Consider the following 15,318-nt stretch of genomic DNA (forward strand, 5'->3'; position numbering starts at 1 on the left):
ATGCTTGTTTTTATTGCTCCATATCCAGACTGTCATAATGAGCAGGACGGAATGATACAACGTATTGCTTCAATTGACAGTAATTTTGAAACAGAAAATCGAGTTTATTTAGATATATCATTTAGGCGTTTTTTTAAAAAAAGTATAATTATTAAGAATAATTTAACTGTTTATCAGTTGAACTTCTTTTTTTCATTTTTAATTATATTGTCGGTGGTTGCAAAAGCACGGTTATTATATGTCCACTCGGTGTATAACGCCTTGAAGGTACTTCCTTTTTTTTATTTTAAAAAAGTTATCTTGGATATGCATGGTGTTGTACCAGAGGAAATGTTGTTTGAGGGGGGCAATATAGCTGCATATGTTTATAATTGCGTTGAAAAAATAGCGGTTGAAAAAAGTTATAGTATAATTTCTGTAACTAAAATAATGCAGGAGCATTTTAAAAATAAATATGGTAGAAATTGTACTGCTGATTTGGTTATTCCAATTATTACTCAGGGAGTAAATGCTCAAGATCTGTGTTGTAAAAATCAGGAAGATTCTCCTTTGGTAATTTATGCAGGGGGAATTCAGAAATGGCAAAACGTACCTAAAATGCTTGAGGCTGTTAAATGTAATTTAAGTGTGCGATATCGATTTTTAACAGGCAAGCCAGATGAAATGTTACGGTTAGCAGAAAATTATGGCATTGATAATTTAGAAGTGAAAAGTGTTTCTCCCGCATTAGTTGAAAAGCATTATCTTGAATCAGATTACGGGTTTCTACTAAGAGATGATATTTTACTTAATAGGGTGGCATGCCCAACAAAAGGAATAGAATATTTAGCTAATGGTGTAGTGCCAATAGTATTAAGTAAGGATGTTGGTGACTTTTCTAGACACGGATATCAATTTATTCGATATGAAGATTTCATATTATCTAAATTACCATCCTTGTCAGAGCTAAATAAAATGAAGAATAGGAATTATTCTGTAATTCAGTCTATTCAAAATGAAATGAAAGAGGGTATAACTTCTTTAAAGCAGATGGTTCAAGTATGATTTATATTGTTATTTTAAATTGGAATGGGTGGGAGGACACAATCTCTTGCTTGAAAAGCATATTTCAACTGGTTGAATGTGAGTATCGAGTTGTTGTGTGCGATAATAATTCAGAGAATAATTCTTATAATGAAATAAAAGACTGGATTCTTAGTGAAAAAAATAGCAATCCAGACTTGAAAAGAACGAATTTAAAATGCATCAATGCATCGAATGAAAATGAGTATTCTATTCAAGAAAATGATTTTTTCTTATTGCAAAATGGTAAAAATTTGGGGTTTGCAGGGGGCATGAATGCAGGTATAGGTTTAGCTCTTAAAGATCCTCGCATGAAGTATGTTTGGATTTTAAATAATGATACTGAGGTTGATAAATATGCACTTTCAGCATTAGTCAAGCATGCTAAAAGTGATAGTCGTATTGGTATTTGTGGATCAACTCTTTTATATCATGATCAGCCTAATATAATCCAGGCCGTTGGTGGTAAGTACAATTCTTACTTAGGAACAATAGAGCATATTTTAGGCCATATGCAATATTCAGAAGCGTTATGCAAATCTATAAATGCTGATGAATTTGATTATATTGTTGGCGCAGCAATGCTTGTTTCTAAAGAGTTTCTTGAGCAAGTTGGCTTAATGGATGAAGGATATTTCATATATTTTGAAGAGTTAGATTGGGCAATGAGGGCCAAGCGTGCTAATCCTAGATTTAAACTTGGTTATGCGGCAGATAGTATTGTTGTTCACAAAGAAGGCGCAAGTATTGGGAGTAGCACACAAAAGAAAGGGAGGCGCTCAGCATTTGCGGATGAATACTCTTTGCGTAATAGATTAATATTTTCAAAAAAATTTTTTCCGAATCGAATAGTCCATGTCCGGCTATGTATTTTTTTATCAGCATTCCGACGCTTTGCTCAAGGTGATATTCCGGCTGGATTACGTGCATTAACAGCATCTTTTGGAAATGTTATATGTTGCAAAAAATAGTATCTCATAGAGTTTTGCAGTATAGACTTATTACCCAAATTGTTATGTTTGTTGTAGCTCTTTGTATGGTAGTAATGGCATTTCAAGGTGCTGGGTCTGATGATTATTTAAGTAAAATCTTCGCTCTTAACATCGGGATTATTTTTTTTTGTATAGCATGGTGTGGTCTGTACACGTCGTTTTCAAATTATTTTTTCTCCTCTTCTTTTTGGCTAGGTGTGACTGTTTTTTTTTTTTTTGTATTAAAATCTATTGAGCAGTCTGTATTTCAAAATAACGCTGACTTACTAACTCCTCTTTCGCTTGTTCTGTTTTTTTGTTTGTTTTATACCATCGGGTATTCTTTATCTTCTAGTCATGTTTCAAAACGGAGCTTGGCAATAAAGATTAACTGGCCACGCCTCTGTCGATATTCATTACTTGTATTTATTGTACTCAAATTACTCTCAGTGATATGTTTCACGATCTTTTCTGCAGGCGCTTCTACCACACTAGATGTGGCTGCTGAAACTCAGAACATGGGTATGGCATATTTATTTCGAATTTTTACTTTAAGTAGTTTGGCTTATTATATTATTTTGTATCGATTTTATACCTCAGGCGAAAATAGAAAGAGTATTTTTTTGCTTACACTATTCCTAGTGGCTGAGATGGTTTTGAATGCAAGCCGTTCAGGTCTGATTATGTTGTTTTTTATTAACTTAGTATTTAGACATAAATACATTAAACCGGTCCCAATTTTAGCACTGCTACTTCTTTCTCCAATATTAGTTTTCCTTGTGTCATTTTTTGGTTACGTCAGAGATATTGAAATTGGAAATTTGAACGTGTATTGGAATGCATTAGAGATGATGATTGATGATATGGATTTAGTCTTTGTTTTATTCATGGCTCGAATGGATGTTCTGCCATTGATCAGTGACGCAGTTAAACTGTACCACAATGGAGATTTGCACAGCCTTTGGGGAGGGTCATATATTTATTCTATTCTGCATTTTATACCTCGAGGGGTGTGGGCTGATAAACCCCCATTGACAGCTGCGTATGTGACATCTGTTGTGAGACCTGGTTTGTTTGCAGATGGTGTGAATATTTATCCGTCAATAGTGCTTGAAGCATATTTAAATGCGTTGTGGGGCGGTGTTGCAATTGTTGGTTGTACTGTTGGCTTTTTTTGTAGGAAATTTGACGTCTTGTTTAGCTCTAAAAATGTAGTTTCTGTTGTATGGTGCGCTTTCTTTTTTACTTTTCCTATGGGGCTAGTTAATGAAGGTGTTCATAGCAATTATTTTGCTAATATGCTCTATTTATCGTTTTTGATGTATGTTTTTTTGCTCGGAGCAAAAAAGATTAATGCTGTGAAATATACTAGGGGCTAAAATTGATATATATCAATGGTCGTTTTTTATCGCAGCGCTCCACAGGGGTTCAACGGTTTTCATTGCAGCTTTTGATTGCATTTGATTTATATTTGGATGAGATAAATGATCTAACCGAATATACTTTATTATGTCCATGTAATGCTATTCCGCCTGTGTTAAAGAGAATTAAGCTAAAGTACGTTGGCTGGAAAATTAAGGGACATTTATGGGAGCAGTTGGTATTACCATTCTGGTCTTCTTTTTCAATATTGCTTAATTTTTCAGGTGCAGCACCTTTATTTAAAATTAAACAGTTTATAACAATTCATGATTCAGCCTTATATGAGCATCCATCTGCATATACTGCTTTGTTTAGACTTTGGTATAAATTCTGTTTCTCAATATTAAAGAGAACATCAATAAAAATTTTTACAGTGTCGAATTTTTCCAAAGAAAGGCTTGCATATTTTTTAAAGATTGAAGAGGGAAAGGTTAAAGTCTTATATAATGCCTGTGATCATATGACTTCTTTGGTGTCAGATGATAGTATTTTGTATAAATTTAATTTAAAGCCGAGAACATATTCTTTAGCTGTTGGTAGCCTTAATCCAACTAAGAATATTAGTAAATTGATAGAGGCGATGGAGTTTGTGAACTTACCGATTGTTATTGCAGGTGGGGGTAATTCTGGTGTTTTTTCACAAGTGGATTTGAATTCAAATGAAAATACTAAGATTATCTACACCGGTTATATTACTGATGAAATGCTGAAGTCATTGTATGAAAATGCTTTGTTCTTCGTTTTTCCTTCAATCTATGAAGGTTTTGGAATCCCGCCATTAGAAGCTATGTCATGTGGATGTCCTGTCGTTGCATCTAACTCTGCAGCTATTCCAGAAGTATGTGGAGATGCGGCATTATACTTTGACCCTTTGCAACCAAATGCTATTGCTCGGACAATGAATGAATTGTCATATAATAATCAGTTAAGAGAGCAATTAATCTTGTCTGGTAATGAAAGGGTAAAACAATTCAAGTGGAGTAATACGGCAAGAATGCTTCATTGTGAACTCAATAATTGAGTATGTGTTTTGAAGGAAATATAAGTGAAAGTATTACAGTTCGGTAAGTTTTACCCACCTGTGGTTGGTGGTATTGAATCAGTGATGTTCGATTTAACTGAAGGTTTGAACGCACATGGAGTACAAACTGATGTTCTGTGTTCAAATAAAATTAATCAATCATCCTTAGAAACAGTAAATGGTACCTATCAGGTTTCAAGGTCTGCTTCTTGGGGGCAAATATTCTCTACTTCTATTTCTCCTGCGATGATTGTGAAGTTAGCACAAGTAGTAAAAGACTATGATGTACTTCATGTTCATTTACCTGATCCAATGGCCAACCTTGCAATTTGGCTAGTTAGACCTGAGTGCAAAATTGTTATACATTGGCATAGTGATATTGTTAAGCAAAAAAAATTATTAAAACTATATCGACCGCTTCAAGACTGGTTACTTCGTAGAGCCGATTCAATTATTGTTACTTCTGAGGCTTATTTAGAGTCATCTTTAGATTTGGCTCGTTTCAAAAGTAAAGTGGTGATAGTGCCTATTGGAATTAGGGATCCTATTTCATTCACTAGTGAAATAGCCGTGAAAAAATTGCAGGAAAAATATCATTCTAAGAGAATTGTCTTCTCCTTAGGTAGAATGTCATATTATAAAGGCTTTTCCTATCTGGTTGATGCTGCAAAATATTTGGATGATGATACCGTAATACTGATTGGTGGTAGTGGGGAGTTGCTTGCTGGCTTACAAATGAAAATTGATAGTTCTGGGCTTGCTGATAAAGTGAAGTTGTTAGGCAAAATCCCACATGAGGAATTATTTTCCTATTATTCATATTGTGATCTATTTTGCTTGCCTTCTATTTTTAAATCTGAGGCATTTGGTGTTGTTTTGTTGGAGGCGATGGCGTTTTCTAAGCCGATAATTGCCACTGAAATTCCGGACTCTGGTGTTCCATGGGTAAATTGCCATGATGTTTCTGGTATTAATGTTCCTATTATGGATTCCGTTGCTCTTGCAAAGGCGATAAATAGTATACTTTCTGATAAAGATCTTCTTCGTCGTTATGCTGATGGTGCTAGAGATCGTTACCTGTCGATGTTTACTGCCGATAAAATGGTTTTGTCTACTTCAAAACTATATGCGGACATTCTTGCATCTTAATTGTTTTATATATTTTGAGAGCTGTTTTTTGGTTTTCTTGAATAATTCAATGAGTTAATAATTTAGGTCTCCCATGCTTTATCTCATCCTAGCATTCCTAACCTCAGTCATCGTCACCATGCTCGTGATTCGTTTTGATCATTTGCATAGTCATTTTTCTGGTGATCATGATTTAGGTGGAGTGCAGAAGTTTCATTCTCATTCAGTACCGCGGATTGGTGGGCTTTCTATCATGATGGGCATGCTCGCGGTTTTATTGGCAGGGGCGATCAAAGAGACTCAGTGGTTTACGCAATTTGCCATGCTGATTGTGGCTAGTTTGCCTGCTTTTTTAGGTGGATTAATAGAGGATTTAACTAAAAAAGTAGGGGTGTTAATGCGGCTGGGTTTAACTATGCTGGCGGCTTTATTAGGGTACTTTTTATTAGGTGCGGGAATTGTTCGTTTAGATGTGCCTTATATTGATTTAATTATGCAGTTCACGGCTGTTTCATTGTTTTTTACCATGTTTGCCGTGGCAGGCGTGGCAAATGCTTTTAATATTATTGATGGTTTTAATGGCTTATCTGCCGTTGTTGCGATGATGATTTTTGCTGGCTTGGCTTATGTTTCATTTGCATTGAATGATTGGTTTTTGGTGATTGCTAATATGGGCATGATTGGTGCCTGTATGGGGTTTTTGCTTTGGAATTACCCTAGGGGTTTAATATTTTTAGGTGATGGTGGGGCGTATTTTGTTGGCTTTATGGTGGCGGAATTATCTGTATTGCTGATGGCAAGGCATCCTAGCGTTTCTATCTGGTTTCCCTTTTTGCTCTGTATTTATCCGGTATTTGAAACTCTATTCACAATCTATCGCCGTAAATTTGTGAAAGGTGTTTCTCCGGGGTTGCCTGATGGTATTCATTTGCATACGCTTATTTATAAACGAGTGGTGCGTTTGCAATTAGGCGAAGACGTTGCGCGTTATAAAGTGCAGCGTAATGCGCTTACTGCACCTTATTTGTGGGCTCTATCTTCTTTTGCTGCGATTCCGGCAGTTATCTTTTGGGATAAGCCATATATCCTATTGGGTTTTGTATTTTTATTTATTGCTAGTTATATTTTGCTTTACAAAATGATTGTGAATTTTAAAATCCCCCAGTGGATGGTGATTAATAAAGATAGCTAGCTGAGTATATTTGAAGTTTGTAAAAACAGGGGAGGCGAGATGCTTTCCCCTTTGCTTTTTTCTATAAATAAAGCGCCTTTAATTTCTTGCTTGTATTTCTCTGCCAGGCCTTTCCAAGAAAGTTCATTATTTATATATTCCATTGTTTTATGAATCATTTTGTCTAATTGGTCGTCTGGTTTTTTTAGCGCATTTTTTATTGCAGGAAGGAGTGCTTTTGTATTTATATAATGCACCTCCGACTCAAATCTCGTTCCCCTCACGCCAAATTCCGTACTGATAATTGGCAGGCCAGCTGCTGCATATTCAATTAGTTTTAAATTTGATCCGGATCCATTTAGCATTGGGTTCAATGCAATTGAGGCTATTTTAAGCCAGAGTTGTTTTTCTGCCTGGCTTACTACGCCTAAGAATCGTACATTTTCAGGGATATTTTTTTTCTTGAATGCATCTGCTACGCTGCCCAGAATAATATATTGCAACGATAAATTTTGCTCTGCGGCGATCAGTATTTGCTCTGCTGCTTCTATATTGGGGCCGTGATTGCTACCCATAAAAAGCGATAAATTATTTGTGGGTTCCAGCCCCATTTGCTTGCGTATTTCTTTGCGGCCAGCCTGGTCCAGGTACTTAATATTTTGGGTGTCAACGCCATTGGCAATTACGCTGAATTGATGATCTGGGATTTGATACAGGGCTTGCATACGCTGGCTGTCTTCATTGCTGCAGCAAATAATATGCTGTGCGCCCATGGCGCATTGGGATTCTAATTCTTTGATTTTTTGCGCTTCATTAGGGTGCTGCTGATATATTTGCGCCTTCAGGTCGGCTTCTACATTATGCGCTTCATAGAGCCATTGCTTAACGCCAGCCTGTATCATTGCCGGATATGCATAAGGATGGCTGCAGATTACCAGGTTGGCCCATGGGGTGCGGCGTTTAATCTCTATTTGCCATTCTGGTAATAGCTCTGGGTGCTCTGCTGCTAGCCAATCTACACAGGATATATTTAATCTCTTTTCTTCTGCATTTAGTTTTTTTCTGAATTCTTCCCCTATTGGAATGAGTACTTCAATAAAGTTTTCATTTAAGTGCCTGCTTTGTACAGTGTGGGTATTAAAGTCCAAATTTAGTATCTCTATTGAATAACCCAGCATGGATAGCTCTGAATAAAGATGATAAAGCCGTGCTTGCCCTCCACTCACGACGGGGTAGATGGGGAAGGTATTGAGCACTATTATTTTTGGCTGGTATTGCTTGTGCAGATTTAATAATTCTTTAGCTAATGCTGGCCAGGTTATTTCTTTAACGGTGTTGTAGGCTTGTTGGCCCAGCTGGTAGCAAAGCGTTGGGTCTGAGCAGAGTTTTTTAATGGCTCTGGCAATATCATCGCATTCTGGTTTTACTAAAAGGCCGTTTTCCATATCTTTCACTAATTCAGTTACGCCGCCACTGTCGGTGCAGCTTAATACCGCCTTGCCTGCGATCATTGCTTCATAAGTGATCAGGCCGAAGTCTTCGTGTTTGGGTATAAAGGGCACAAATAGGGCATTAGCGTATTCTTGGGCTAATTGCTGCTCGGATATATGCCCAAGCAGGCTAATAGTTGGATGATGGCTAATGAGTTGCTGCAGCTCGGTACTTTGTGGGCCCGTGCCTGCAATTCTTAAAGGCGTTTTTACACCTGATTTGCAATAGGCTTTAATGAGCAAATCAATTCGTTTTGGCGCATCAAGCCTACTGGCGGTGAAAATAGCAGGGCTTATTTGTGAGTCAGCAATAACGCCTGCCTGAGGTAGTGAACTAGGGTGATAGAGCACCTCGGGTTTAATATTTTTAGGGAAGTATTCTTGGCGATTTGCGACTTCATGGGCAATAGCGGTATAGCGTATGATTTGCCCGGGAGCTAAGGCAATAGAGTCAAAGAAATGAATAATTGCGCGTAATAATGGGCTGGGTAGTGCGGTATCTTGGGGGCTAAGGCCTTGTGTGGCTTTAATCTTATTTAATTCATCAAAGCATTCAGCAAGGTGGGTTCTATTGGGTTTTTTAATGCTTAATAGACGATATAGTACAGGCGTCTTTTGTGCTAAATGGGCTATGCTTTTAGATAAATGGCTTGGATAGGTATCGTACAAGCCACGCAGGGTATGCTGCATAAATAGAATATGCCGCGGATGGGATATCATCCAGGCGGGATATTTGGTACTGATGACGATATCGAAATGATTTAAATCAAGCTCAGCAAATCTCTGATAGCTTTGAATAATGCTCCAGAAATCATGTTCCGGACTAGGCAGTTTAATGAGCTCTGCAGTCACTTCATTTTGCTGATTTAAAGCGAGCCACAGGCCTTTCCAAATATTTTCGGCCCCGCCCCATACAAAGGGCACCCCACTTGGCGCAACAATCGCAACTTTCAATTAAGTCTCCAATAATTGGCTAACGACCTTATTCCAGCTAATGCCAAATTCAGGCCATGCTGCTTTTGCCGCTTTTCCCATTTCTGCTGTCTGATTTGGGTGTTGGGCAATCCAGGTTAATACTTCTGCTATGGCTTGAGGGTCTGGCGGGATAATCCAGCCGGTATTGCCGTGCTCAATAAACTCCAGAGGGCCACCAGAATCCGTACAACTAATCATCGCTTTGCCGGAAAGCATGGCTTCGTGAGTAATATAGCCATAGTCTTCATCAAATGGCGCAAAAAAAACAGCACTGGCATGGGCGTAATAGGCGATTTTCTGTGCTTCGCTAATTGCGCCTAGCATTCTTACTCTGTTATTTAAGCCAAGCTGATTAATTAATTGCATCAGTTGCTCTGATTGCCCGCCTGTGCCAGCGATAACAACAGGCAAGGCATTGGGGGCTAATGCGAGTGCTTTAATTAATAAATCTTGTCTTTTTAGCGTTTCAATTCGGCTGGGGCAAAAAATATAGCCTAAGCTTTCTGCTGCATGAAATGCCTGATATGCCGGTGGGGGGTGATATAGGGCAGTGGCTTTTAAATCATTATATTGATATAGGCGCTCTGCCACGCGTTTAGAGTTTGCAAAGCGTTGGTGGCATTGGCCTAATGCGAGTTGGTCAAATTGCTGGATAGCATTTTTAAATTCTGGCTGCGTAGATTGGTTTTGATCATAGAGCTCATAGACCGCTCTATGCTGGTGCATAATCCATGCGGTGTGCTTGTTGTGATTGATTCCATAGCATGGAAATTGCAGACTAATTAGCCGGTCTATTCGATAGCCATTAGGCTGATTTAAATCCAGCGTTTTACACCATTGCATTAAGTCTAAAATGGATTGTTCTGGTGAAAATGTAAATGGTAGGCGCAGGATTTCTACCTGGCAGCCTGCCGCAATTAATGCATCAGCTGTACCCTGTATATGATAATCAGCCCCACCATGCAAAAAGGGGGTGATATTGGCAGCTAGCATGACTCGCATCTTACGCTCCTAGAGTATGCTAATTTGGTGGTATATAGCCGTGTCAAAGAACAGTTTATCGCTTTGCGATTAGTGCATAATCTTGTGGCCCGCAAAGATGGCCGTTCACCCGCTCGGTTAATAGATCATTACCCGGAACTTTTGCAGATTCCGGATAAGGATTTAATCTGAGTATTTCACAATTTTTAAAGCCATGATATTCAGCTAAGAACTGCAGGCTAGTAGGAGTAACCGGGTTTTTATGGCTAAAATCATGATAAAAAGTATGGCTGCCAACTAATATGTTTTCTGGATTAGGTGTTTCTAGTATTAAGACTCCTCCTGGTAATAAAGCTCTATAAGCTTGCTTTAGCAAATTATATAAAATATCAAAGGGAAGATGCTCTACAACGTGAAATGAGCTGATCGCAGCTAATGATTGATCTGGCAAATCGTTTAAATAATCTAAAGCATCAGCATGGATTACGCTGAGGCCCATTGCTCGGCAATGGCGTATCATTTCTTCGCTTTGATCTACGCCTAGAGCTTTTAAACCTTTTTCGGCGATAAGTTTTAACCACTCCCCTCTGCCCATACCAATATCAAGTAAAGGAGCCTGGCTGGATTTTAAAAATGATTCTACATAAGGTGTATATTTTTCTAGTTTGGCTTTGATTTCATGCTCCGGCCCGCGAAACTTTGCTTCAAAAGCCAAATAATAAGCATCAACTGCAGAATCTATTTGTAATGGAGGATTAGCTTGATTTGTTTGTACGGTTGGGTGATTAGTATTGCTGGATTGCTCTAGATGTTTAAGGATACGTTCGTTGAGGTAAAGTGCGGCCTGGCCATTCAGGCTATTAGCATTGGCCATAAAGGCTATTTTTTCTTCATTTTTACACAGCAGGCTTTGAATTAAACTGCTATTTTTATCCAATGTTGTATTGAGTAACTCAGTGTTTTTTTCTAGCTGATCATGCACTGATTCTGCATTGCTGGCGATTGCATCATTTAATGTGGCTTGTTGTATGTTTAATTTATTGTTTTGTTGGCCGATTTCTTGTGTGATATGAGATCTTATATCATTACTTGTGATAGCGATTTGTTCGCTAAGCTTGTTTTGTTGTGCATTAATTGAAAATAGTATTTTTTCTTGCTTAAGCTCTAAATCGTAGCTTTGTTTAGAAAGAATTGCATTATGCTGGATGTGTTTTGAATTAAGTGTACTTAATTGAATCAGCCCATCATGCAGACGGCCAATCAGCCCCGCCCCACGCCTGCCACCCCATACCGAAAGTATTTTGTTTTCCAGTGCAATTAGATATCTGTCTATTTTATTTATTTTTATATGGTGGCTGGCATGTGCCGATTCTGTGCTTGATAGCATTTGTAAAGCAAATTTACGCAGGCTGATTTTGCCTGATGCCAGTAAATCATGGTAGTGGCGAGCACCTTCATGATCCGGGGCTCGGCCTAAAATAGCTTGGTAGCAAAAAAATATAAATAAATATGGGTTATGGATAGAAACGAGTTCTCTGAATGAATGCGGCAGCCATAGCAAATTGTATACTGCAATTTCAGCTTCTATTTTATATACGGCAGAAGGGGCATCTTGGGTAAGCGCATAAGCTTGAACACAATGAATAATTTCATCTAATGTTTTCATATTAACTCGCAATATTGAGTATCAAGTCGAACAACACCAGCAAATACCTGTTCAGAAATAACAGTAATTGTGGCGGCATGATCCCACCAATCATAGTTATTTGATAGATGATGGTAGGATGAGTGCAGTGCAACACTAATATTGTAGCTGCCCGCAGCAAGCCTGAAATCGGGTAATTCAAAGACTACCTGATATTGCCCACCTTGTACAAATGGGGGTGTTTTTTGTAATAAATAAGTGTTGGATCCAAACACTTCATTACCTACACGGTCTTTAATTAAAAAGCCTATGGTTAGATCTGGAATTTTTTCCATAATCTGATAACTAACGCGTAATTTAATTTTACTGCCAGAAAGAACCACCTGGGCCGGTTCATTTTCATTAAAAATATCTACAGCAGTTAGTTTGGCTTCTCCACTGCCGGATCGTACGCCTTCATCAATACTTATTTTATTATTTTCTGCATTGGCAATTAGCGCATTGTAGTAATCAAGGACGGCAGCAGGATTGTCATCTGCCAGCATCATTCCCTTATCGATTAGTATGGCCCGATCGCATAGGGTTTTGACTGCCAGTGGATCATGTGAAACAAATAATAATGATGTACCCAATGCTTGAAATTCTTTAATCCGGTCAAAGCATTTATGCTGAAAATAGGCATCGCCTACTGAAAGCGCTTCGTCCACAATTAAAATTTCCGGCCTTAATGCGGTTGCCACACTAAAAGCTAAACGCATTTGCATGCCGCTGGAGTATTTTTTTAACGGCACATCGATGTATTCTCTTAACTCAGAGAAATTAATAATATCTTCGATATGCTGATCTATTTCTTGCTTGGACATACCTAGTAGCTGGCCAGAAATATATACATTTTCTCTGCCGCTTAATTCTTCATGAAAGCCAATACCCAGCTCCAATAGTGCACCAATTCTGCCATTAACAATAATCCGGCCTTCTGTGGGGCGCAGCGTTTGGCAAATCAACTTAAGCAAGGTACTTTTTCCTGATCCGTTCCGGCCCACAATTGCAACTGATTCTCCTGCAGCTATGGAAAAACTAATTTGCCTGAGTGCCCATTTATGAATGCAATGCTTGCTGCTTTCCATGCCAAATAGTGATGCTAGCTTATGGCGGCGTGATGGATAAATCCGAAAGCATTTTGATAGATTATCTACAGTGATCAGGTCCACGATTATAGATCGTCCATAATTTTTTGAATATTTCTGGAGTAAAAAAAATAAAATATAAAAAAAGAAATAATAGAAAGTAGTATGGCGTTAAATAACCAATTCCAGGCAATAGGCCAGTCTAATACAACTTGCTGCCCTAGCTGCGATACCCAGTACACCGGGTTTAAATAGATATAATCAGCGGCCCATTTAGGAAGAATTTGCGGGGCATAAACAATTGGAGTTGCCCAGAATAAAAGTTGCATAAAGGCATCTACAAACTGGCCTACATCTCTTACATAAGCGTGGGCGAGTGCGAGTAAGCCGGCAATGCTGAATGAAAATAGGGTGATCACTAAAATTTGTAAAATATAAATAGCAAATATTTCAATGGTGAATAAATTTAGAATGATAAGAAATATAAAATAAAACCCAGCTAGAACAAGGCTGTTTACAAGTGCAATAACCACCACTGATAATAGAGGTATTATCTTTGATATATTGTTTTTTCTGAGTAGGCCTGCATTTTCTACTAAGAAAAGCTTTCCTCTGCTAATGACTTCAGAGAAATATTGCCATACCAGCATGCCACTGGTTAGATAAATGGTATAAGCATAGTGGCTATTTATTCCGGGTAGACGTGATTTCATTAAATCAGCAAAGACCAGGCTGTAGGTTAATATCATCAGTACAGGAGCAAAAAAAAGCCAAAATATACCGAGAATAGAACCGCTATATCTGGATTTTATTTCCCTGCTAACCATGGCATGCAACAGCCAGCGCCCGGCAAAAATTCTTTTAATGAATTCCAAAAAAAACTCCCCATAAATGAATGGCTGCAATTGAAGAGATAATTCCGGAGGTATTAGCCAGCTGATCATAAATGCAACATTTTCTGCCTGCTAGCGGTTGAATCATCTCTATGCTGCCACCCATTAAAAAAAGAACAATAAATAATTTTGAATAACTAAGATAGGGGGCAAGCAATAAGCTCAGCAAAAAATAGGATACAAAATGAAGAATTTTATCATTCTGAATTGGAGAGTATTTTTGTAAATTATAAAATGAGCCCGTAATAATCAACAGAAAGGTGATGATAATTAGTGCGCCATTTAATAGTGATTCGCCCATACATCCCTATATGTATCTAGTGTTTTAGACGCGCAGCGATCCCAGGTAAAATAGTGAGATCGAATTAATCCTTCTGTAATATGATCGCAAGCGCATTCAGGTGATAAGGCTAAATTGGTCATATGCTCTGCCAGACCTTCGATATCGCCCCGATTAAAGTAAAAGGGGGCTGCGCCGCCTATTTCCTGAATTGCACCCCCTGAGGTGGTAATAACGGGAGTGCCAACAGTCATTGCTTCTAACACGGGTAAGCCGAATCCTTCATAAGCGGAGGGATAAACCATGCAGCGTGCACCGGCTAATAGAGCAGGCAAATCTTTTTCTGTAACATATTGCAGCCAGCGCACATTTTTGCTGTGCTTGATTCTTTCTAGAATATCTTCGCATTTCCAGCCCACGCCACCAATAATAATCAGAGGCAAAGTGGTTTTTTTATTTTGCACCAGCATTTGATAGGCAGTGAGTAAATCCTCTATTTTTTTTCTTGGTTCAATGGTGCCTAAGAATAAAAAATATTCTTTACTGGGTAAATTGTATTTTTCTAAAATGCGGCTATTGTATGATTCGGGTGAAAATTTTGTATGGTCTACTCCGTTGTAGGTGATATGTAGTTTATTACTTACTTCCGGCATCCAGCGGATTAATTCTTTTTTTACCGATTTTGAAACCACAAAAATAGCATCTGCTTTTTCTAAAGTCAGTGGTAAATGCTCATTTAAGAAACGCACTCTTTCAATAGGGTGCCATTCTGGATTAATAATATGTGAAAGATCATGTACTGTCACTAAGTATGGATATTGCAATACGGTTGGAATGTAGTTTGGCTCGTGGTAAATGTATTTTTTTTCTTTGATGGTATGTACACCACGATTCGCATGGTATTTTTTTCTAAGATAAGATTTGAGCGCAGGAAAGCGGTTAACCATATTTCTTATTTTAGAAAGTAAAAATTCATTATTTGTTTTTTTGCTGACGCGGCCAAATTGATAGTAATCGAGATCAAGATCAGAGCCACGCTCTTGCATGGCTCTGGATAAGCTGGTGGCATAACGCCCTATCCCGGTGAGCGGGGGAATCATGCCTTGCGCAGAAAATAAGATATTCATCTTTTCCATTTTTATCTTTATTTAT

The 15,318-nt window shown here is 38.2% G+C and carries 13 protein-coding genes; 6 read left to right on the forward strand and 7 right to left on the reverse strand.

Translation table 11 applies throughout. The annotated features are described in order from the left end of the window. The 6 genes from VN23_RS20275 (at position 1) to VN23_RS20300 (ending at position 6,796) form a co-directional block, all read left to right on the forward strand. On the forward strand, positions 1–1,044 hold the full coding sequence (locus tag VN23_RS20275) for a hypothetical protein (protein ID WP_046350455.1): 1,044 nt from the start codon (positions 1–3) through the stop codon (positions 1,042–1,044). Continuing rightward, entirely contained in the window at positions 1,041–2,033 is a 993-nt protein-coding gene (locus VN23_RS20280) for a glycosyltransferase family 2 protein (RefSeq protein WP_046350454.1), read from the forward strand. Before VN23_RS20275 ends, VN23_RS20280 begins: the two co-directional genes overlap by 4 nt. Continuing rightward, positions 2,018–3,412 carry an O-antigen polymerase gene (locus tag VN23_RS20285; protein ID WP_062654945.1) on the forward strand — a complete coding sequence of 465 codons (1,395 nt, stop codon included), beginning with the start codon at positions 2,018–2,020 and terminating at the stop codon, positions 3,410–3,412. The genes VN23_RS20280 and VN23_RS20285 overlap by 16 nt, the downstream gene beginning before the upstream one ends. 2 nt (positions 3,413–3,414) lie before the next feature. Continuing rightward, a complete protein-coding gene (locus VN23_RS20290) occupies positions 3,415–4,476 on the forward strand; it encodes a glycosyltransferase family 4 protein (RefSeq protein ID WP_046350452.1) in 1,062 nt (353 codons plus the stop codon). Positions 4,477–4,500: 24 nt separating this feature from the next. After that, positions 4,501–5,625, forward strand: a complete 1,125-nt coding sequence (locus VN23_RS20295; RefSeq protein ID WP_046350451.1) for a glycosyltransferase — start codon at positions 4,501–4,503, stop codon at positions 5,623–5,625. 73 nt (positions 5,626–5,698) lie between these two features. After that, a complete protein-coding gene (locus tag VN23_RS20300; protein WP_046350450.1) occupies positions 5,699–6,796 on the forward strand; it encodes an MraY family glycosyltransferase in 1,098 nt (365 codons plus the stop codon). Here the strand turns inward: VN23_RS20300 and VN23_RS20305 are convergent. Genes VN23_RS20305 through VN23_RS20335 form a run of 7 tightly spaced genes read right to left on the reverse strand, consistent with a single transcriptional unit; the run spans position 6,793 to position 15,302 of the window. Further along, positions 6,793–9,219, reverse strand: coding sequence for a glycosyltransferase family 4 protein (locus tag VN23_RS20305; protein WP_052746420.1), 2,427 nt, complete (start codon positions 9,217–9,219; stop codon positions 6,793–6,795). The genes VN23_RS20300 and VN23_RS20305 overlap by 4 nt on opposite strands. Continuing rightward, positions 9,220–10,242 carry a glycosyltransferase family 4 protein gene (locus tag VN23_RS20310; RefSeq protein ID WP_046350449.1) on the reverse strand — a complete coding sequence of 341 codons (1,023 nt, stop codon included), beginning with the start codon at positions 10,240–10,242 and terminating at the stop codon, positions 9,220–9,222. A 55-nt stretch (positions 10,243–10,297) separates the two neighbouring features. After that, positions 10,298–11,887 carry a methyltransferase domain-containing protein gene (locus VN23_RS20315; protein WP_052746419.1) on the reverse strand — a complete coding sequence of 530 codons (1,590 nt, stop codon included), beginning with the start codon at positions 11,885–11,887 and terminating at the stop codon, positions 10,298–10,300. After that, the gene (locus VN23_RS20320; RefSeq protein ID WP_046350448.1) at positions 11,884–13,077 is read right to left on the reverse strand and encodes an ABC transporter ATP-binding protein; all 1,194 of its coding nucleotides are present in this window, start codon (positions 13,075–13,077) and stop codon (positions 11,884–11,886) included. The genes VN23_RS20315 and VN23_RS20320 overlap by 4 nt, the downstream gene beginning before the upstream one ends. Before the next feature lie 2 nt (positions 13,078–13,079). Continuing rightward, entirely contained in the window at positions 13,080–13,868 is a 789-nt protein-coding gene (locus tag VN23_RS20325) for an ABC transporter permease (protein ID WP_046350447.1), read from the reverse strand. Continuing rightward, complete coding sequence (locus tag VN23_RS22005) at positions 13,855–14,187, reverse strand: hypothetical protein (RefSeq protein ID WP_046350446.1); 333 nt, start codon at positions 14,185–14,187, stop codon at positions 13,855–13,857. Before VN23_RS22005 ends, VN23_RS20325 begins: the two co-directional genes overlap by 14 nt. Continuing rightward, complete coding sequence (locus VN23_RS20335; protein WP_046350445.1) at positions 14,169–15,302, reverse strand: glycosyltransferase family 4 protein; 1,134 nt, start codon at positions 15,300–15,302, stop codon at positions 14,169–14,171. Before VN23_RS20335 ends, VN23_RS22005 begins: the two co-directional genes overlap by 19 nt. Positions 15,303–15,318: the final 16 nt, after the last annotated feature.

The sequence above is a fragment of the Janthinobacterium sp. B9-8 genome (genome assembly GCF_000969645.2).
Classification (GTDB): Bacteria; Pseudomonadota; Gammaproteobacteria; order Burkholderiales; family Chitinibacteraceae; genus Iodobacter.

What these genes read in the sequence shown, in the direction of transcription:
- VN23_RS20335 (WP_046350445.1), bottom strand. Translation starts at nt 15,302, where the DNA reads ATGGAAAAGATGAATATCTTATTTTCTGCGCAAGGCATGATTCCCCCG.
- VN23_RS20285 (WP_062654945.1), top strand. Translation starts at nt 2,018, where the DNA reads ATGTTGCAAAAAATAGTATCTCATAGAGTTTTGCAGTATAGACTTATT.
- VN23_RS20315 (WP_052746419.1), bottom strand. Translation starts at nt 11,887, where the DNA reads ATGAAAACATTAGATGAAATTATTCATTGTGTTCAAGCTTATGCGCTT.
- VN23_RS20310 (WP_046350449.1), bottom strand. Translation starts at nt 10,242, where the DNA reads ATGCGAGTCATGCTAGCTGCCAATATCACCCCCTTTTTGCATGGTGGG.
- VN23_RS20275 (WP_046350455.1), top strand. Translation starts at nt 1, where the DNA reads ATGCTTGTTTTTATTGCTCCATATCCAGACTGTCATAATGAGCAGGAC.
- VN23_RS20280 (WP_046350454.1), top strand. Translation starts at nt 1,041, where the DNA reads ATGATTTATATTGTTATTTTAAATTGGAATGGGTGGGAGGACACAATC.
- VN23_RS20300 (WP_046350450.1), top strand. Translation starts at nt 5,699, where the DNA reads ATGCTTTATCTCATCCTAGCATTCCTAACCTCAGTCATCGTCACCATG.
- VN23_RS22005 (WP_046350446.1), bottom strand. Translation starts at nt 14,187, where the DNA reads ATGGGCGAATCACTATTAAATGGCGCACTAATTATCATCACCTTTCTG.